Source organism: Streptomyces sp. NPDC107546 (genome assembly GCF_055639175.1).
This window is the reverse complement of the sequence record NZ_JBVKBA010000010.1, coordinates 267252-286405: the sequence shown is the minus strand read 5'-3', so window position 1 is coordinate 286405 and position 19154 is coordinate 267252. Positions and strand designations below refer to the sequence as shown.

Annotated in this window: 12 protein-coding genes, 1 tRNA gene and 2 pseudogenes; 9 read left to right on the top strand and 6 right to left on the bottom strand. The window is 67.9% G+C overall.

The window, feature by feature from the left end; genetic code table 11:
* The first annotated feature begins 409 nt into the window (after positions 1–409).
* Positions 410–805, top strand: coding sequence for a hypothetical protein (locus ACZ7L1_RS17920; protein ID WP_471438172.1), 396 nt, complete (start codon positions 410–412; stop codon positions 803–805).
* A gap of 143 nt (positions 806–948) precedes the next feature.
* Here the strand turns inward: ACZ7L1_RS17920 and ACZ7L1_RS17915 are convergent, their stop codons facing one another.
* Positions 949–1491 carry an HMG-box domain-containing protein gene (locus ACZ7L1_RS17915; RefSeq protein WP_471438170.1) on the bottom strand — a complete coding sequence of 181 codons (543 nt, stop codon included), beginning with the start codon at positions 1489–1491 and terminating at the stop codon, positions 949–951.
* A 113-nt stretch (positions 1492–1604) separates the two neighbouring features.
* Between ACZ7L1_RS17915 and ACZ7L1_RS17910 the strand changes: the two genes are divergently transcribed.
* From ACZ7L1_RS17910 to ACZ7L1_RS17900, 3 genes are all read left to right on the top strand, one after another.
* Positions 1605–1677 (top strand) — tRNA-OTHER (locus tag ACZ7L1_RS17910).
* Positions 1678–2849: 1172 nt separating this feature from the next.
* The gene (locus ACZ7L1_RS17905; RefSeq protein ID WP_471438168.1) at positions 2850–3665 is read left to right on the top strand and encodes an alpha/beta fold hydrolase; all 816 of its coding nucleotides are present in this window, start codon (positions 2850–2852) and stop codon (positions 3663–3665) included.
* 309 nt (positions 3666–3974) lie between these two features.
* The gene (locus ACZ7L1_RS17900; RefSeq protein ID WP_471438166.1) at positions 3975–5177 is read left to right on the top strand and encodes an MFS transporter; all 1203 of its coding nucleotides are present in this window, start codon (positions 3975–3977) and stop codon (positions 5175–5177) included.
* 922 nt (positions 5178–6099) lie between these two features.
* On the opposite strand, the gene ACZ7L1_RS17895 is transcribed toward ACZ7L1_RS17900, so the two are convergent.
* The 3 genes from ACZ7L1_RS17895 to ACZ7L1_RS17885 are packed head-to-tail and all read right to left on the bottom strand — an operon-like array spanning position 6100 to position 7295.
* Positions 6100–6420 carry a hypothetical protein gene (locus ACZ7L1_RS17895; protein ID WP_471438164.1) on the bottom strand — a complete coding sequence of 107 codons (321 nt, stop codon included), beginning with the start codon at positions 6418–6420 and terminating at the stop codon, positions 6100–6102.
* 4 nt (positions 6421–6424) lie between these two features.
* A complete protein-coding gene (locus tag ACZ7L1_RS17890; protein WP_471438162.1) occupies positions 6425–6745 on the bottom strand; it encodes a hypothetical protein in 321 nt (106 codons plus the stop codon).
* Positions 6735–7295 (bottom strand): bifunctional DNA primase/polymerase, encoded by a 561-nt coding sequence (locus ACZ7L1_RS17885; protein WP_471438160.1) that lies wholly within the window; start codon positions 7293–7295, stop codon positions 6735–6737. Before ACZ7L1_RS17885 ends, ACZ7L1_RS17890 begins: the two co-directional genes overlap by 11 nt.
* 386 nt (positions 7296–7681) lie before the next feature.
* On the opposite strand from ACZ7L1_RS17885, the pseudogene ACZ7L1_RS17880 reads away from it, so the two are divergent.
* Positions 7682–8922, top strand: a pseudogene (locus tag ACZ7L1_RS17880) (hypothetical protein).
* Positions 8923–8955: 33 nt separating this feature from the next.
* Here the strand turns inward: ACZ7L1_RS17880 and ACZ7L1_RS17875 are convergent.
* On the bottom strand, positions 8956–9885 hold the full coding sequence (locus ACZ7L1_RS17875) for a phosphotransferase family protein (protein WP_471438158.1): 930 nt from the start codon (positions 9883–9885) through the stop codon (positions 8956–8958).
* 455 nt (positions 9886–10340) lie between these two features.
* Here ACZ7L1_RS17875 and ACZ7L1_RS17870 point away from each other — a divergent pair, with 455 nt between their 5' ends.
* A complete protein-coding gene (locus ACZ7L1_RS17870; RefSeq protein ID WP_471438156.1) occupies positions 10341–10862 on the top strand; it encodes a hypothetical protein in 522 nt (173 codons plus the stop codon).
* A 211-nt stretch (positions 10863–11073) separates the two neighbouring features.
* Here the strand turns inward: ACZ7L1_RS17870 and ACZ7L1_RS17865 are convergent.
* Positions 11074–11265 (bottom strand): annotated as a pseudogene (locus ACZ7L1_RS17865) (LacI family DNA-binding transcriptional regulator); the annotation flags it as partial.
* A 407-nt stretch (positions 11266–11672) separates the two neighbouring features.
* On the opposite strand from ACZ7L1_RS17865, the gene ACZ7L1_RS17860 reads away from it, so the two are divergent.
* The 3 genes from ACZ7L1_RS17860 to ACZ7L1_RS17850 all read left to right on the top strand — a co-directional run bounded on the left by ACZ7L1_RS17860 (position 11673) and on the right by ACZ7L1_RS17850 (position 18968).
* Positions 11673–15338 (top strand): LamG-like jellyroll fold domain-containing protein, encoded by a 3666-nt coding sequence (locus tag ACZ7L1_RS17860; protein ID WP_471438155.1) that lies wholly within the window; start codon positions 11673–11675, stop codon positions 15336–15338.
* A gap of 183 nt (positions 15339–15521) precedes the next feature.
* Positions 15522–16337 carry an intradiol ring-cleavage dioxygenase gene (locus tag ACZ7L1_RS17855; RefSeq protein ID WP_471438153.1) on the top strand — a complete coding sequence of 272 codons (816 nt, stop codon included), beginning with the start codon at positions 15522–15524 and terminating at the stop codon, positions 16335–16337.
* A gap of 144 nt (positions 16338–16481) precedes the next feature.
* Positions 16482–18968, top strand: a complete 2487-nt coding sequence (locus tag ACZ7L1_RS17850; protein WP_471438151.1) for an ATP-binding protein — start codon at positions 16482–16484, stop codon at positions 18966–18968.
* The last annotated feature ends 186 nt before the right edge of the window (positions 18969–19154 follow it).

The following is a 19154-nucleotide window of genomic DNA, read 5'->3' as shown; positions in this document are numbered from 1 at the left end:
TCTCTCCTACCTGGCGCGGCACTACGTCATCACGACGCCGAACCGGGCCACCGTCCTGCGACTGTTCCCTGCTGACTCCCTCGGCAGGGCCTTCGTTGTCCTCCAGCGCGCGTGTTCAGACGCACCATAAGAAACGGCGTCTAAGGCTGGGCCGTCTCTGGGCCGTCCGACAGTGACCAACGTCGACAAGCGACGACAAATAGCGGGCACATCAGCGTAAGTCAACCGAACGCCCAGCAATCTCCGTCGACTTGGGCGGCCTTTGAAACCAGTTCTTCGGCTACTGATCGCGCTCGATGGAGCTTGACTCGCCCACGAAGGCTCCACCGACCACTTGAGCCGCGCGACAACACGCGATAGCCATTCCTTGACCCGTTGTCACTGACAGCGGAAGACGAAAGGTACTGATTTGGGCCTCTTCTTGGTGTATGTGCCAGCGTTGGCGAGTTTGGGGCTGGGAATTTTCGGGTTGCGCGACGTGCGGATCCTCAGGAGGAGAGGAGTTCGAACCGAAGGTAGATGCGGCGGTACGAGCTGGAACGCAAACATTTCTTCAATCGATGTCGTTTATCAGGACGAAAGAGGAGAAAGCCACTATGTCACGATCGCAGCCGAGGATCTTGGACTCGTGGGGGATGAATCCGTCGTTCGAGTTGTTTACGACCCTCTGAAGCCGAACAGGGCGACGACTGAAAGGATTCTGAAGAAGTCGATATGGAAGACACAAGAGGGATATCTGATGATCGTTGGTTTGTGCATAGCCGCAGTGTTGACCGCGGTGATCGCAGTCGATGCCTCTCACTGAGGTGCGCGCCGGACTCCCGCCCTGACGCTTGCGTCGGGCAGTAGGGAAGTACAGCATCAGAAACTCTGACATCCACGGCACTTGTAAAGCGATGGTCGACGCGAGTGCTGCACAGCACCTACCACCACCGGCGTCCCGGACGCTCACGCGCCATACGTGAGATCTCCGCCACCGCTGGCCTCGATCAGCCAAGACAGCGAACCGCTGCCGAAGGGCCAACCGGTGGTAGCTACCTCAACCCAGCCCATGCCCGGCTCGTCCGACCCCGCGTCCCACCACCACCAGCTGCGGTCGTCGCCCATCCCCTCCTCGGTCGGGTCGAAGTAGTAGAGCCAGCCTGACAGCGTCCAAGGCCCTTGACTGAACTCCGCCTTCTGCTCAGGCGTCATCGCCTGCCACTTCCGGAGCCAGGCCTGGGCGTCGAATGGCAGGCCAGCCCCCGACTCCGCGTGCTCCGGCGCGCACCGCTGCACGAACCACGCCGGCAGCAGCTCCGGCCACCGCTCGAAGGCGGGCCAGTCATCCGTCCGCTCGACCACAGACGTCAGCACAGCACGGGCATCAGCGATGACCCGTGCCGGATCTTCGGCGGCGAACCGGACCCGCACGAGAAACGGTCTCTGCTGACTGTCATCAGCTCCGAGACCGGACCGCAGACGCCGAAGCTCGCCCTTGATGATCTCCACGGCGAAGAAGTGTGCACTGCCACCAGCGTGGCCGCACGCGAAAAAGCCAGTCGAATGCGTGTCGAAGTCGGCATGCGAGGCTACTCCAGGCCGTACATCTGCCCAGGTCAGTGGCCCACTGTGGGCAAACCAGAAGTGCGCCTTCTAAGCGCTTGGCCGCAGGTTCGAGTCCTGCCGGGGGCGCCAGTTTCCGCCCTCCCTTCGGGGAGGGTTTTTTGCTGGTCAGGGCGGGTGCAGCCCCACACAGAGGTGCGCCGGACACTCCCCCGGTGATCGCGAGGAAGGCCCGGCGCTGTCCGGCTGTCACCGGGTTTCTGCGGGTGGCTGCGGTGAATACGCGGAAAAGTTCTCCGGGCGGCCGTCAGCCAGTCTCCGACAGCGCGGAGAGGCCGACACAGCGCCAGGATCACTCCTCGACGTTCCGGAGCTGTCTCGAGATGCACAGGGCAGCTCTGACCGTGCGGTCACCCGGCGGCGGGCACGGCGCCCTCACCGAAGGCGGCAACGTCCTGTGGCGCTATGTCCCTCACGGAGGCGGATGAACCGCACCGGATGCCGCCAGGCCCCCCGGTCCTGGGCGGTGTCCACGTCAATCTCTGCCACTCGCAGGGGGGTAGCACACAGGTCATATCAATAACAACGGAGAGTTCCCATGAGCGATATAACGCCTCCGCCCACCGCCGGGCCGGTCCGGCGCCCTGGTTCGACGCCAGGCGGGGCCGACGTCGGTGGCGGGACCTCGACCACGGGGTGATGCTGGTCTTCCGGGAAGCCGACGCGCCGCGGGTGGACTGCTGCCGACACAGGGTGACGGTGACGGCGGTGCCCTGGGCCCGTCACGGCACTGGACACACCTACGCCTTCGACCAGCAGGCCGCCTGGATGGCCTCGGAGTGCTCCAAGAGCGCCACCGGGCTGGGGCTCCCGAGCTTCTGTGGTGGGTTTCATGCTTCGGACGATACCTGGATTGGGCTTGACAGCCCAGTCCCGGACAGCGTTAACTCCAGGAGTGGGCCGACAAGCCCAAAGCGACCGTCGGCACCAACCCGTACGGGAGCCCGGCAGCACCGCGTACACGGCGCCTGCAGTGAACCCCGACACACAGAGAGAGCAAGAAGATGAGCGACAGCAAGCTGTCCAGCGAAGATCCACGTACCGGAGCAGGGAAGATCAACAAGCTCATCGCGCTCGTCACGGCTGTGGTGGCTCTCCTGGTGGGTTCCGTGGCTTTGAGCTCCGGAGCATGGGGTGAGAGTCGCGAGCATGACTCCTCGGCACTCCGCCCGACGTCGTCTTACCCGCAGTCTCAGCCACCCGCTGGTTTTCGGTCCAAGTTCGCGGAAGTGAATGGATTCCGTATGCACTACGTGCGGGGTGGTAAGGGCTCACCTGTGGTGATGATCCACGGGTTCCCCGAGGACTGGTCCGAGTGGCGCAAGGAGATGGTTCCGCTCTCCAAGAACCACACCGTGATCGCCGTCGACCTGCGTGGTGCCGGCCAGTCCCAGGTCACCAAGAGTGGCTACGACGCAGTGCAGTTGTCGAAGGACGTACATCAGCTGCTGACACAGCTGAAGCTCAACAACGGCGTCCAGGTGGTCGCCCACGACATCGGTATGTGGGTCGCCTACGGCTACGCGGCGCAGTACCGCTCGGAGGTGCGGAGCATGGCTGTGATGGAAGCTCCCGTCCCGGACAAGAGCATCTACACCTACGCCGCGCTCAACGCCGACCCGAACAGGCCCTCGCCGTGGCACTTCGGCCTGTTCCAGATGCCTCTCGCTGAAAAGCTCATCGCCGGTCACGAGCGCGTCATCGTCCACGACATGATGCTTGAGTACGTGAACCGCGACAAGTCGCCGTTCACGGCGTCGGACTTCGACTACTACTCCCACTTCCTGAAGGAGCCCGGCCGTGCGACGGCCTGGATGAACGTCTACCGTGGGCTCCGCACGGATGTTCAGCAGAACAAGGAGTTCCTGGCCCAGGGCAAGCTGAAGATGCCCATCCTCGCGATCGGTGGTGAGTACTCCTTCGGTTCCGGAGTCCCCAACCAGTGGCACGAGTACGCCGAGAACGTCCAGGGACGAGTCCTGGCCAAGACCGGCCACTTCGTGAACGAGGAGAGGCCGAAGGAAGTGACCGCCGCACTGCAGTCCTTCCTGCAGAAGTAACTCTCACCATCCAGGGATGAGCAACGGCCATCCCCGCGGACGGCAAGGAACAGCTCCGTAGACAGGATCGCGCCGGTGGTCACGAAAGTCTCCACCGGCGCGATCCCGTGCCGCAACGGTCGAGGGACCGGATGAACAGGGCGTGGTTCACCGCCCGGTCAAGCCCGAGGCCGCGGTCGCGGCCGGCCGGGCCTGGCCGGCTTCAACTTCCCCTCTACCCCACACAATCTTCAGCGCGCTGTTGCCCGGCAGTCCGGAGGCGGCCTGGACATCAAGTACTCACTCAAGCAACACGGAAGGGTTGAACCCATGCCCCTGGCGCTTCTTGCTCTCGCCATCGGTGCCTTCGGCCTCGGAACCACGGAGTTCATCCCCACGGGATTGCTGCCCCAGATCGCCACCGACTTCCACATCAGCATTCCCACCGCCGGACTGCTGGTCACCGTCTACGCCCTCGGCGTCGTGTTCGGCTCCCCGCTGATGACCGCACTCGGCACGAAGATGTCCCGCAAGCGGATACTGCTGCTGCTGATGGCCCTGTTCGTCCTCGGCAACCTGCTGTCCGCGCTCGCCCCCAACTTCGGGCTGATGCTCGCCGGGCGCGTCGTCACCTCGCTCGCGCACGGCGCATACTTCGGCATCGGCGTGGTCCTCGCCACCGAACTGGTCGCCCCGGAGAAGAAGGCCAGCGCCATCGCCATCACGCTCACCGGCCTGACCGTCGCCAACGTCGTGGGCGTCCCGCTCGGTACCTACATCGGCCAGGCCGCCGGCTGGCGCGTCACCTTCACCCTTGTCGCCGCCCTCGGCGTGATCGCACTGCTCGCGCTGGCCAAGTTCGTCCCCGCCATGCCCCGCCCCGAAGGCGTCCACCTGCGGCACGAGATCACCGCCCTGCGCAACCCGCAGGTTCCCCTCGCGATGGCGATAACCGTGCTCGGCTTCGGCGGCGTCTTCGCCGCGATCACGTACATCGCCCCGATGATGACCCGGGTCGCGGGCTTCTCCGAGGGCTCACTGACCTGGCTGCTGATCCTGCTCGGCATCGGCATGGTCATCGGCAACCTCGCCGGCGGCAGACTCGCCGACCGTGCGCTGATGCCGATGCTCTACGTCGCGCTCGGCGGACTGGCCGTGGTGCTGGCCTTGTTCACCTTCACCGCACACAACAAGATCCTCGCGGCGATCACCATCATGCTCGTCGGCGCGTTCGGGTTCGCCACCGTGCCGCCACTGAACAAGCGTGTTCTCGACCAGGCCCACGGTGCCCCGACCCTGGCCTCCGCCCTCAACGTCGGTGCTTTCAACCTCGGCAACGCTCTGTCCGCGTGGCTCGGCGGCCTCGTCATCTCCGCCGGCTTCGGTTACACCGCCCCCAACTGGGTCGGCGCACTCATGGCCGCCGCCGCCCTCGGGCTCGCCTTGTGGTCCACCGCCCTGGAGCGCCGCGGCCGGCGCACCGCCGTGACCGCTGACCCCGGCCCGGCGCCGAGCCAGCTCACCAAGCGCTGAGCCGCTGTCGCACCCGACGAGCCCTTCGAGGACCAGGCTCAGCGCGCCGGTACCGGTGACACGAACCCGGCCCGGGAAGACGGTCCTGGCAGACAGAACACCAGTGCCCCGCACAAGCGTGACGGCTCGTGCGCGGCACTGGTAGTCACGGAACCGCACAACCTGCTCGGTGAACTGCACGCGTCTCTTCATCGAGGCAGGACCCTACGGACAGGACGCGGGCCCCTGCAGCGAATATCGGTCGGGGCCTACCCGCTTGCAGGTAGCTCAGAGGAAGGAGCAGTGCCAGTCGCGTGCCAGACCGCGCGGGGGACCAAGGGGAACAGCGCGCACTGGCCACGGGTGCGACCAGGACTCCAACGCCACTCCACTCCAGGTCAGCACAGCAACTGCCCCCAGACGACCCAAGCTTCCCAAGCTGAAGGTTCAGGCACCGTCATCACGTGCCGGCCGTCGCAACTTGTTCTGGTCGACGGCACTGGCAGCGTGGTGGAGACCGGTGGCGGTCAGCGAGGCGCACGCGCGCCTGGTCGGTCGGGCGCGCCCACCGGCGTGGCTGACTGTCGACGGCTGAGGTTCGTGCCACAACCGTGCCAGATGCAGGGGTCAGCCACGGTTAACACCGGTCCTCTGCGGTCGAGTAGCCGCTCGCTTCTTCGGCCAGCGAAGCCGCAGCTCAGGCGCGAGATCACCCAGCCTCTCTCCTAATGCGGTGATGTAATCCCTCGCGGCCTGCCGCTCGTCCGGGCTGCGGCGCTGGGGCGCCGGTCCCGGCCGAGCGGCAGGCCGAAGAGCGCACGGGAGAGCATCAGGGCAGCGAAGAGCCCCCTGCACCAGTGCCAGGGCACGAGGTCGCAAGGGGCCAGGTCGTCTGAATGAGGACCGCGTACGGATGAGGCGCAACCGGCGTCCGAGGCGCGGTTCAGGCAGCAGACGCTTCCCGTCGGGTGTTCATAGGCGGTTCATCCGCTGGGCCATGACTCTCCGCTTCCAGCCCTGCCGTGATCAACTGCGCTAGCACACCGGCCGCTTCAGGGTGGACGGTGCCCAGCTGCACCAACCCGTCGCCGAAGACGTTCACGTCGGCCACCAGGCCGGGGAAGTCGGAGTCCAGCCCGAGAAGCACCAGCTGATCGGCCAGAGTGCCGGCACTTCGCCGTGCGCGGTTCCAGCCGCGGACGTAGGGCACGCCGGGCGACAAGTCTTCCGCGCGCTTGGCCACCACTCCTCGCCGGTTGGTCATGACGTCAGGTCCTTCCCTTGCGCTCGTTAGCGTTGGTCGGTGCATGTCCGAGGCCGCCGCGGTCCACCCCGAAGCCGCTTGCCAGCGCCAGGCGCAGGAGCTCTGCGAGGCGTTCGGCCGTGTCGGGGGACACCCGGCCCAGCTCGACGAGGCCTTGCCCGAAGGCGTTCAAGTCCGCGCGCAGATAAGGGAAGTCCTTTTCCAGGCCCGCGCGTACGAGGGCGTCCCGTAGTTCGGTGGTCGCGTTTCGGGCCGCGTACCATCCGTCGCTGTCGAGGGGCGACCAGGTGGCAGAGTCGTGCCCGCTGGTCGGCTCACCCTGCATCGGTGGTCGTCTCCTCAGGGAGCGCAGCGACCGCCGCGTACGGAGTCGGGTACTGCTCGCCGAAGCGATCGATCCTGGCCAAGAGCTCCGCAGAGGCCACCAGCGCGGTCGCGAGGGCGACCGGCCGCAGCGGGTTAGCCTCCGGCCGGCGCATCGGCGCGCGAAGCCACTGGTAGCGGTCACCTGAAAGCGGGATCGGGCCGGGCACTACGACCGCGGAGCCATGGCCGAGGTACCGGTACGGCGGCGGGGAGGGAGTTTCGCGCTGGAGGTAGTGCGTGAAGGCGTCGCGACTCTGTGAGCCAAGGAAGAATCCGACGCGCTGCGCCTTGCGGTCGACGACCGACGGACCGAACGGCAAACCACTGCGCAAGAGCCGGTCGAACATCTCCAAGCCGAGGCGCTGTTCTACGCTCACCACGTCGAAGAAGCGGCCCGTCGCGAGCAGGCACGGCATCCGAGGATCATCCGCCCAAACCTGTCGGCACTGCGCCGGGTCGTCCGCCGCCGCAGACAGCCACTCCATGCCACGCCTGGTCATCCTCTGCACGTCGTCTCACCTTCAATCGGACTACGGTGCGGCGCCGATGCCGCCGTATGTCCAGACTTCCGGTGAGGCCCCTGGCCAGGGCAGATGACGAGAGGTGACGGAGGATGACACGTCCACGCACGGTGCGTCATCCCCCGTCCTCCTCCTTCCTTGCAGACGAGCTCCGGTTACTGCCTGCACGAAACGACGACCAGCACGTACATTCAGTAACGGAACTCCGAGTTGTCGCACTGGCATCACGCAGGGAGTGAAAGGCCGCCTTGAAGCCGACCAGTGTCCGCTTACGTGAGGCTCGCACGGGCCGGGGCTGGAGCCAGCCACGACTGGTAAGGGAGTTACGTCAAGCCGCCGCCCGACGCGGCCACCAGCTCCCCTCGGACGCCAGTGTGAAGCGGCGTATCGCCAGTTGGGAAAACGGCCACAGCACCCCGGACGACTTCTACGGCCCGCTCCTGTGCGACGCTTTCACCACCAGCGCGGCCGAACTCGGTTTGAGTCACGGGCAACTCGAAGACGGCGCCTTGCTCGACGCCGCGTACCCCGCCAGCCCTGATGACGCCATTCGGACGGTCGGCCAACTGTGGCGTGCCGATCTCAACCAGTACGACCCGTTGCTCACCGCAGCGCCCTCCGAGCCCGCCTGGAGCGAGGCATCCCTCCGGTGGTTGGTAGCACCCGAGCCGGGCATCCCCCGGCCGCGTACCGAAGGCACCCGAGTCGGTCTCGGTGACGTAGCAGCCGTAAAGACCACGGCGGACATGTTCGCCCATCTTGACGACAGGTTCGGCGGAGACCACGCGCGTCACTCGGTCATCCAGTACCTAAACAACGATGTGGCCCCACTCCTGCGAGGCCGGTACACCGAACAGGTAGGCCGGGCCCTGTTCTCCACCGTGGCGGAAGCGACCCTCCTCGCTGGCTGGATGTCCTACGACGCCTGCCACCACGGACTCGCCCAGCGGTACTTCCTCCAGGCCCTCCGGCTCGCCCAGGACGCCAACGACCGCCGACTCGCGGGCAGCATCCTGTCAGCGATGAGCCATCAGGCGACGTCCCTGGGGCGGTACACCCAAGCCGCCACTCTCGCCCGGGCCGCGTTCATGGGTATCTCTCCGGTGGCTACGCCGACGTTGCGCGCACAGTTCCATGCGATGGAGGCCCGAGCCCTTGCGCGTACCGGCGATGTCGCTGCCTGCGAGGCCGCCCTGAGCGCGGCGACCAAGGCCCTCGAAAGCCGGAATAACGACGACGAGCCGGAGTGGATCAGCTACTTCGACGAGGCCGAGCTTGCCGCCGAGGCCGCACACTGCTTCCGTGACGTGAACAGCGCCCGCCGAGCCGTCGCCCACGCCGAGAACGCCATGAGCGGCAGCCACGTACGCAGCGACTTCTTCGCGACCATGGTCCTGGCCGACGCCCACCTGCGGGCCGGGGACGTCGAGGAGGCTTGCCGCGTGGCACTCGACGCGCTGGATCTCGGAGAACAGCTCAAGTCGGCGCGATGCATCAGCTACCTCGCCGAGTTCCGCCGGAGCCTCAGCGAGCCGGCCGAAGCAGCGCGGCACGTGAGCTTGCAGAGCAGGCCCGCGAACATAAGTTGTGGATCGCTTCCGAGCAGTACGAGTGACCATGAGCTACCGGCCTCAGCCGGACACCCCGCTCAGAAAGGGCCCCACTCCTGGCGTCCCTCGCCCGTCCGCAGGGACCGTATCCGCCGAGCGAACTCGGCGGCAGAACGTTCGCTTGTTCCGACCTGGTGACCGACCCATGCCACCATCATCAGCTCCCGGAGGTCGGCCAAGGTCTCGTAGCCAGGCCAGTTCATGAGGTCGAAGCCGTACCGATGGACGAACTCCGCGTATTCCGTCTTTGAGTGCCACCCGTAACGGTCGTAGTAGATCGCCGTCAGGACGAGGTCCCACTCGCGTGGAGCGAGCGCGAAGCCGTCCAGGTCGATGAGTACCGCTTGCCCGTCCCGGTGCCGGAGGACGTTCCCAATGTTGGCGTCTCCGTGGATCATGCCGAAGGGAAGGACGAAGTCCAGCCGGTCATAATCCTTGGAGAGCCTGGCCGCTCGCTCCTCGAGGAAGGCCCGGTCCTCCTCGGCCACGCCGTCCAGTCCGTCGAGGGACGCCGTCAGCTTTGCCATCGGATCGAAGTACGGCAGGCCGAGGGACTCAGGTTCTTCGAGCCAGTGCAGGCGACGCAGCAGGTCGGCCAGCTCGCCGAGCGGCGCGTACTGCTCGTGCTCCTGGACGCTCTCCCAGAAGGTGACCACCAAGCCGCCGACGACCAGCGGCTGCCTCACCGAGGCCGGCACTCGGGCGGCCGGGAAGTCCTGTGCCTCCAGCCACCGTGCCACCTTCACGGTCCGTTCCATCTCCGCCAGAACCGCGGGATCACGGGCGATGCGGACGATGCCCCGTAACGAGGCCAGGCGGTAGACCGCGTTCGACCCCAGCCGCAGCAGCTCGGCGCCGCGGGAGTCGAGTCCGGCTGTCGCGCACGCCTCGCGGAGCACGGGCGCCAGGCCCTCCGCCGTGAACTCCGTGCTGCCGTCGACCGGCCCCCCACCGCTGCCCGAGATCATGCTTCGACCATACGGCCCGGAGCGACCGGCCGACAGGTGGCCCGCGTAATAGGGACGTAATGATCTTGCTCGGCGTTCACCTTATAGAAGCCTCCGCCGCAGGTCAGGCCACTGATGGCGTCCCGTTCTCACCTGGGCTCCGGAGCCGTGTGCGCAGGTTCGAATCCTGCCGGGAGCACGGGAGCACTCTGTATGAGGTGCCCAAAGACCCCGTCACCAGCAAGTTCACTGGGTGCGGGGTCTTGTTGTTCGTGCAGGCGGATGCCGCCGGAAGCACCCGTTTGCCAGTGATCACGTTGTAATAGCGTGTTGACCTCGGAGGGCTCGCGGCAGGTCAGAAGGCATCCGCGCGGGTGGTCTCGGCGCCGGCGGCACAGGTTCGCCCTCGAAGCCCACCTGGTGCCGCCGTTAGCCCACCTGGTGCCGCCGTTATGGGATGGCCCAAGCTGGCCCGCATGGATTGGTTGCCACTGCTCTCCACCCTGGCCGGGGCCACGATCGGCATCGTCGCCACTCTCATCGCGGATCGGAATCGGTGGAAGCGCGAGGATGTCAAAGAAGCTCTTCGGCTGCGGCTCGACATCTACACGCAGTACACGACCACGGTGAAGGTCCTCGGTGAGACCCTGCGGGCCTTGGCCGAGCGAGCGCACCCGTCCGACGACGAGCGGGTGCTTGCGCTGCGCGAAGCCTTTCGGGACTCAGGCATAGCCATTGCATCAGAACGGATGTGGCTCATCGCGCCCCACCCCGTCGTCCAGGCCTCCAACAGCGTGTTCCACTGCCTGCGAAGCATCTGCGACGGCTACGTCCACGGCACTGCTGTCAGCAGTCCAGAGGATCGCGCCCGCTGGGAGGCCCGCGGCAAAGCAGCCGCCAAGATGCGCAAGCTCATGCGTGAAGATCTCGGCGTCGGCCCACTCACCGAACGCCACAGCCCCTTTCTCAACGACTACGACAACCCCACGGCGCAGTGATCGTGACCGTGGCACCATTCGACCTCCGCCACGCAGGCGTTTCCCAGTGGCTCGACTCGAGCCATGCGGCATCTGATGCGGCTCCGGGCCGCAGTGATCGAAGGGGAACCCCCGATCGCCGACGACACCGTGATCCGACGATGGATGAGTACGCGTACCGAGCTGACCCCGCCGGTGCCGCACGGTGACTACGGCCCGCAACCTGGTTCGAGACCAGGCCGATCGTGCTGGTCCGGCCATTGGCCAGGGCGCGCGCGCTGGCATCGGGCCGGTACCCCAGCTCGTCGATGACCTGCTGGACCTTGGGGCGGATGTCGTCCGACACGGGGCGCTTGCCGCTCAGCGCGTAGGACACGGTGTTCCGCGAGACACCGGCCCGCCGGGCGATCTCACCGATGTTCACGGTGACTCCTTCCTCGAACCGGTTCGACACTCCGCAAGAGTGAACGGCTGCCGGTCGTCAGGGGATGGAATGAGGTACGGGGCGAGGACCGGCCGTCGAACCGGTTCGCGTGAAGCGAGGGCAGGAAGGCGACGCACGTCTGTCAACACTTCGGACTCACACTGCCGTAGCCCCGTCCAACTCCCGGAGAACGCTGTGTCGGAGGGATTGCTGGTCGCCCGTCCCGGTGCTAGCTTCGCCGAACCGGTTCGATGAGGTGATCAGCCGGCAACCGCGAGCCCGCCTGCTCCACAGCCCCGAAGCACGGGCCGGGCTTCCCGGCTTCCGCTCAGAGTTCCCCGCTCTTCGACGCATGCGAACGAACCGGTTCGACAGTCTGCTCACTCATGGGATTGAGGACGCGATCGATGTCATCCGCTGACAGCCCCGCCTGGCCGCGCCGGGCCCCGGCCGCCGTGGCCGTGGCTCTCGGCGCGGGCCTGCTGACCACGCCTGCCGCCCCCGCGCAGGCGGCGGACCCGCCCCAGCCCACTGCCCACTACACCTTCGACCAGGACGACCTCGCCTCCGGCAGGATCGCTGACAGTTCCGGCAACGGGCTTACGGCGAGCCTGGTGAACGGCTCCACCGCCCAGTCCGTCGCGGGCGCGGACGGCGGCAGCGCTCTGGCCCTGCCCGGCGGCGCGCCCGACTCCCATGGCGCGTACGTACGTCTGCCCCGCGAAGTACTCGGGGACGCGGTCGACCTGACGGTCTCCGCCCGCGTGAAGTGGAGCGGTGCCGACTCGTCCTGGCAAAGGATCTTCGACCTGGGCACCGACACCACGAAGTACCTCTTCACCACCCCGTCCAACGACGGCGGGGTGCTGCGCACCGCCGTGACCACCGGAGGCGGCGGCGCAGAGGCTCAGGTGAGCGGCCATGCGGCGCTTCCCGCGGACCAGTGGCGAACCGTCACCGTCACCCTCGACAGCTCCGCCCAGCGCGTCACCACCTACCTCGACGGCGTCGCGGTCTCCTCCGCCGCGACCGGTGTCAAGGCCAAGGATCTCCTGGACAGTTCGGCAACAGCCGCCGGTTACATCGGCAAGTCCTTCTACCCGGACCCGCTGTTCAAGGGCGCGATCGACGACTTCACCGTGTGGCACACCGCGCTCACCCCCGCGCAGGTGGCCGGCACGGTCGGGCAGGTGCCCGCCCTCCAGCAGCTCTCGCAGACGTCGTTCGAAGTCCGTACGACGACGGGGACCTCCCCGACTCTCCCGGCCGCCGTCCGCTCCTCCTTCTCCGACGGCTACGACCGTGACACCCCGATCGCCTGGGACGCCGTACCCTCCGAGAAGTACGCCAGGCCGGGGACCTTCACCGTGGCGGGAACGGCGGCCGGGCGCGCGGTGAAGGCAACCGTCACCGTCGTCCGCGAGGGACAACTGGATGTCGACCTCGGTTCGGACACCGGCGCCTTCCACGGCGGCGCCTCCGGCACCCTCTACGGTGTGTACGGGCCGGACGTCCCCACCAACAACCTCATCGAGGGCATGGGCCTGCGCACGGTCTCCACGAAGGCGCAGGACGGCCCACAGCACCCCGGTGCCGACGCGCTGGAGGTGGTCGGGCCGCTGGCCGACTCCACCGACGGTGACGTGTACATCTACATGACCGACATCCACCGCGGCTTCCCGTACGAGTGGCCGGGCGACACGCCCGAGGACAAGCTCAAGCGCTACGAGGAGAAGATCGCGGGGCAGGTCGACCAGGTCCTGCGGCTACCGGCGAAGTACCAGGACAACGTCGTCTTCGTGCCGTTCAACGAGCCCGAGGGCAACATGTTCGGCACCGGCGAGTGGAGCTACGACAAGGTCGGCTGGCTCAACGACCCGCACGACTACTTCGCCGCCTGGGACGAGGTCTACAGGCTCATCAAGGGGAAGATGCCGAAGGCCCGCATCGCCGGCCCCAACACCAGCGTTCTCTACGACCAGGTCAAGGGCTTCCTCACCCATACCCTGGCCGCCGGCACCCTCCCCGACGTCATCACCTGGCACGAGCTGAGCCATCCCGAGGCGGTGCGCGCCAATGTCGCCAAGTACCGGGCGTGGGAGAAGGAACTGTTCAAGGGCACCGGTCGTGAGGGCACCCGACTCCCGGTCAACATCAACGAGTACGCCTTCAACTACCACACCTCCGTCCCCGGCCAGATGATCCAGTGGGCCTCCGCGATCGAGGAGTCGAAGGTGGACGCCGACATCGCGTACTGGAACATCGACGGCAACCTCTCCGACTCCGCCGTGCAGGCGGGCCGCGGCAACGGCCAGTGGTGGCTGCTGCACTCGTACGCCTCGATGAGCGGACACACCGTGAAGGTGACACCGCCGTTCCCCGGCGAGAACTACACCATGCAGGGCGTCGCCACACTCGACGAGGACAAGCGGCAGGCGCGGCTGCTGTTCGGCGGATCCACCGGCAACGGCCACATCACGTTCGACAATGTCCCGAGGACGGTCTTCGGGGACCGCGTGCACGCCTGGGTCCGGGAGATCGAGTGGAGCGGGCAGATCGGCGACTCCTCAGGCCCGAAGCTGCTCACGGAGACGAACCTCGAGGTCGGTGACGACGGCAAGGTCGTCGTCGACTTCGGCGACGGCGCGCTGCCGAAGCTGAAGGAGTCCTCGGCGTACGAGATCGTCCTCAGCCCGGCCGGGAAGGCGAAGGGCACACAGTCCCCGCCCGTGCGCTGGCAGGCGTCGTACGAGGCGGAGGACGCCGCCCACACCGGGTCCGGCTACTCCAGGAACGGCCCGGAAGGCTCACCCCGTGACGTGTCGAAGTTCTACACCTCCGGTGGCTACGACGTGGGGGGCCTGCGCACCGGCTCCGACGTCACGCTCGGCTTCACCGTGGACGTGCCCGAGGACGGCGCCTACGACCTGAGTGTCTTCGCCAACTCCCTCAACACCTTCGACAAGGTGAAGGAGCAGGGCCCCGCCAACGTCTTCCTGCGCGTGGACGGCAGGGCGGACAGCGAGCAGGAGCTCTACCTGCCGCTGGGCTACAAGTGGGTGGTCTGGGACCACACCGACACCAAGATCCACCTCACCAAGGGCAAGCACACTCTCACGCTCGCCGCGAAGAGCCTCGACGGCAAGCGCGCCACCCAGGGCGACGCCATCGTCGACCGCCTCACCCTCTCCCTGCCCGCACCTTCGGCCGCCACCCAGGTGTACGAGGGTGAACTGGCCTGGCTGGGCGGCGGGGCACGGCCCGTCTACGACCTGTCCGAAGACGCCGGAACCCCCGCCACCGGCTCGGGCGCGGCCCGGCTTCCGCGAGGTGCGACGGCCACGTTCTGGGTCTACTCCCCCGCCGAACGGGAAGCCACCCTGAGCATCGACACCCTCGGCGCCGCCAACGCCCGGCTCTCCGTCAACGGGCATGAGGTCACGCACGTGATCCGGGGCCATCGAAGCGTGGCGGTCTCCCTCTCGGGCGGCATCAACAAGGTGACAATCACCGGCGGTTCGTCCGCCACCCTCGTCGACCGCCTCACGGTCACGCCGACCGAGGGCACCCTCACGGCACGTACCTACGAGGCGCAGGACGCCAGGCTCGCGGGCTCCGCCACGCTCACCCCGCTCTCCCTGGCCACCGACGGAACGGCGATCACCGGCATCGGAGGCGATCCCGGCAACGGCAACACCGCGACCTTCACCGTGGACGCCGACCGAACCGGCCTCTACGCGCTCCGCATCCGCTACTCCAACCCCGAACAGTCCGAAGCCACCCACTACAACCCCGACCCGCTCGCCCGCCACGCCGACATCACCGTCAATGGCGGCGACATGCGACGCGTCAACTTCCCCCACACCTTCCACCAGAACAACTTCTGGGAGCTGACCGTCCCGGTCCACCTCACGACGGGACGGAACACGATCACCTTCCGCTCCGAGGAACTGCCGAACTTCGACGGCACCACCTACGCCTCGGACACCTTCCCCGGCATCCTGCTCCGCTCCCGCTACGCACCGCTGATCGACCGGATCACCATCGCGCCCTACGCACGGAAGCTCCGATGACGTGATCACCATCGGCGGGCCGGCCGCACGGAGCCAGTGCAGTTGAGTCACCGCCCAGCTCCGGCCGGCCCGCCGGTGCCCTCGGCGCGTCGGCGCGTCGGCGCGGTGAGTTTCGTAACGGCAGCCGATTCACCGGTCATCCGATCGATCCCACCGGACTGCCACACGCGCCATTCTCACAGCATGACTGACACCCCCCGCCCCCATTCCACAGAACGTGAGCCCGGCCCCGAGCCGGCCGACGGACCGGTCGGCGCGACTCGCAGGACCGTCATGGCCGCACTGGGCGGTGCGACCCTCGGAGCGGCCGCTCTGGGTCTCACGGCCGCGCAGGCGACGGCAGCCGCAGACCGGAACAACGCGGCCCAGCGCCCGGCCGGGCCGGCCGCCGACTGTGTCCTCACGCCCGAGCAGACCGAGGGGCCTTACTACCTGGACCTGGAGACGGTCCGCAAGGACATCACCGAGGGCAAGCCCGGCGTGCCGCTCACCCTCCGCGTCAAGGTGATCGACACCACGACCTGCTCCGCGCTGCCCGGCACGGCGGTCGACATCTGGCACTGCGACGCTCTCGGCGTCTACTCCGGATACGTGGCAGGCGGCTCCACCCCGGACACGACCTTCCTGCGCGGTGTGCAACTGACCGACTCCACCGGCGTCGCGGAATTCACCACCATCTACCCCGGCTGGTACGTCGGCCGTGCCCTCCACATCCACGTCAAGACACATGTCGGCGGCACTGTCACCGGCGGCAGGTACCAGGGAGGCCATGTCTCCCACACCGGCCAGCTCTACTTCCCGGAAACGTACAACAGCAGGGTCGCCACATTGACCCCCTACCGCAACAACACCGCCACCCGCACGCTCAACGCCAGGGACGGCATCTACCGCAACGGCGGCTCCTCCACCCTGCTGACCCTCACGCAAGTCGGCAGCGACCTCGGCAAGGGAGTGACCGGCACCGTTGTGCTCGGCGTCAAGCCTGACGCCGTGCCCTGATGCTCCCGCCGGAGCGGTAGCCGGTCCCCTGCGACGGCGCCGGCCACCGCCGCTGCGGCGGTCCACCGCCCAGGCCCACGCCCGCCGCTCGGCGTCGCGTGTCGGCGTGGGCATGGGCGGCGCGGAATCGGGGATGACCGGAGCATGGCATGTGACGTGTGCGGCGCACCGCTGACCGGTCGACCGCTGCGCGGTCGACCGGCTCGCTACTGCTCCGGCGCATGCCGACAACGGGCGTTCAGACAGCGCTCGGCCCGCCGGGATGCCCGCGGGGCGCAGACGGGCGCGTCACCGCCCGCACAGAGCGCCGCCTCCCCGACCGCCCAGGGCCGCGGTCTGCCGCGGGCCCTCGACTCCTTCGTGGGCCGACGGGCGGAACTGTCGCGGCTGCGCACCCTGTTGAGGACGTCACGGCTCCTGACCCTGACTGGTACCGGCGGCGTCGGCAAGACGCGGTTGGCTCTGGAGTTCGCCAAGGGCCTGCCCGGCCGCCACGGGCGGGTCGACCTGGTCGAACTCGACGCGCTGCACGACGGCACCGCGCTCGCACAGTCCGTCGCCGCCGCGCTGGACGTGGGGGAACGGGCGGGACCATCCGGTGTCGACGTCCTGGTCCACGCGATCGGCGACGCCCGCCGGTTGTTGATCCTGGACAACTGCGAGCATCTGGCCGAGCCGTGCGCCCGGCTGATCGCGACCCTGCTGAGTCGCTGCCCCCGGCTGCGGATCCTGACCACCAGTCGAGAGGCCCTGCGGGTGCCCGGGGAGACCGTGCTCCGGGTCGGTGAGCTGTCGCTGCCGCCGGCCGATGCCGGAGACGACCCGGTCGTCCTTCTGCGGGCGGACGCCGTCCGGCTGTTCGTCGAACGGGCCTCGAGTCGCTCACCAGGATTCACCCTCCACCGCGGAAACGGCCGGACGGTCGCCGAGATCTGCCGCAGGCTGGACGGCCTGACGCTCGCCGTCGAGCTGGCGGCACGCCGGGCCGGAAGTCTTCCGCTGAGTGACATCCTGGCAGGACTGGACGACCAGATGTCCCAGCTGTCCCTCCTGACAGGCGGACACAGGACCGGGCCCAGGCGCCACAGCGAGCTGGCCGCGGCGATCGACTGGAGCCACCGACTGCTCGATCCGGCCGAACAGGCGGTCTTCCGGCGTCTTGCGGTCTTCGTCGGCGGTTTCGACACGGTTGCGGCGCGGGCGGTCTGCGCCGGTGACGGTATCGCGCCGTCGCAGATACTCGGCATCCTGTGCGCCCTCGAGGCCAAGTCCCTGATCGCCCGTCTCCCAGGAGACGCGCGGACCACACGATTCAGACAGCTGAGCGCCATCCGCGCCTACGCCCTGGAGCGCCTGCTCACGTCCGGCGAGCTGCACGTCACCAGGCACCGGCTCCTCGAGTGGCTGAACGGGCTCGCAGAACCGGCCGGTGACGAGGTGTTCCCCGACCAGGCCGGCAGCCCACTGGCCGTGGAGCGGGACAGTCTCGCGGCGGCCTTGGCCGGCACCACCGTCCGCGACGGTGCCTCGCACCCACGGCTGGAGCTGGAACTGGCGCGTGTGCGCTACGAGCAGGAACAGCCGTCAGCCGCCCGCGCGCTGCTGACGGGCCTGCTGCGGGAAACCGGCGGCCGAGCGCTCGGCGGAGCGGTACCGGCGCTTGCCGCGCGCGTGGCCTGCCAGCGGGCCGACCTGGCACAGGCGCTGCGCCTCGGTGAGCAGGCGGTGGCCATGGAGCGCACGCGCAATCACCCCGCCGGACTGGCCAACGCCTTGGACGCGCGGGCCGCGGCACGGCTGTGCCGAGGGGAGTTCGCCGCGGCCGTCGCGGATCTGCGCGAGGGCCTTGATGTCGTCGCCACGCTGGGCAGACCCCAGGACACCGCGTGGTGCACCCATCACCTGGCATGGGCGCTGCTGCAGGCGGGCGGGGAACTGGAGGCCGACATGCTCATGTCCCGTTGCCTACCCGTGCTCAGGGAGCAGGCCCCCTGGAGCCGGGTCGCGGCCGCTCTGCACACAGCGGGCGCCGTGCGGCTGGCCATGGGGCATCTGGAAAGTGCCGAGGCGCTGTTCGCGGACGTGCTGCGGATCGTCCCCGAAACGAGTTTCCACGCGCTCTACCCGGTGGAGGGCCTGGCTCTCGTGGCTGCCGAAAGCGGTGACATGCGGCGAGCCCTTCTGCTGTACGAGGCGAGCGCGCAGGCACGCCGCCGACTCGACACCGTGTCCGAGGCTCCTTGGCGACACCAGGTGGAACGCACGGTGGCTCGCGCCAGGACAGGGCTGCCGGCAGCAGCTCGGGAAGCAGCCGTCAGTGGCGGTCGCCGACTGCGCGGGGATCGGCTTGTCGCGTACGCGCTGCGGACAAGGGGCGAGGACCACCGAGCGACGACCGACACCGTAGAGGTCGTCGACGACCCATCCAGGCTCACCGGAAGGGAGTTCATGGTGGCCGAGCTCGTCGCCGAGGGGCTGACCAACCGGCAGATCGCGGAGCGCCTCGGTCTTTCGACGCATACGGTTGCCACACACCTGGACAAGGTGCGCGACAAGCTGGGCATGCGGTCGCGCACGCAGATCGCCTTATGGGTGGCCGCACGGACCAAGGAGGGGCACATCCCCGGGTGACGCGTCGCCGGCTCCGCACCGCCGTGGCGCCGTCTTGAGACGGTGCCCGCCTTCCGGCCGCGAGGCTCGCGACCAAAGGCAGGCGCTCAGCAGGAACGCCCTGGGTTCCGGTAACGGAAAACCGGTCGGCTGCGCTGCAAGTGATGAGGTGTGCCGTCGCTCCGGGAGGCCGGGTGGCAAACGAGG

Excerpts from the sequence above, each read along its gene's own strand:
- ACZ7L1_RS17905 (WP_471438168.1), top strand. The coding sequence starts at position 2,850 with ATGCACTACGTGCGGGGTGGTAAGGGCTCACCTGTGGTGATGATCCAC.
- ACZ7L1_RS17900 (WP_471438166.1), top strand. The coding sequence starts at position 3,975 with ATGCCCCTGGCGCTTCTTGCTCTCGCCATCGGTGCCTTCGGCCTCGGA.
- ACZ7L1_RS17895 (WP_471438164.1), bottom strand. The coding sequence starts at position 6,420 with ATGACCAACCGGCGAGGAGTGGTGGCCAAGCGCGCGGAAGACTTGTCG.
- ACZ7L1_RS17890 (WP_471438162.1), bottom strand. The coding sequence starts at position 6,745 with ATGCAGGGTGAGCCGACCAGCGGGCACGACTCTGCCACCTGGTCGCCC.
- ACZ7L1_RS17875 (WP_471438158.1), bottom strand. The coding sequence starts at position 9,885 with ATGATCTCGGGCAGCGGTGGGGGGCCGGTCGACGGCAGCACGGAGTTC.
- ACZ7L1_RS17870 (WP_471438156.1), top strand. The coding sequence starts at position 10,341 with ATGGATTGGTTGCCACTGCTCTCCACCCTGGCCGGGGCCACGATCGGC.
- ACZ7L1_RS17860 (WP_471438155.1), top strand. The coding sequence starts at position 11,673 with ATGTCATCCGCTGACAGCCCCGCCTGGCCGCGCCGGGCCCCGGCCGCC.
- ACZ7L1_RS17855 (WP_471438153.1), top strand. The coding sequence starts at position 15,522 with ATGACTGACACCCCCCGCCCCCATTCCACAGAACGTGAGCCCGGCCCC.
- ACZ7L1_RS17850 (WP_471438151.1), top strand. The coding sequence starts at position 16,482 with ATGGCATGTGACGTGTGCGGCGCACCGCTGACCGGTCGACCGCTGCGC.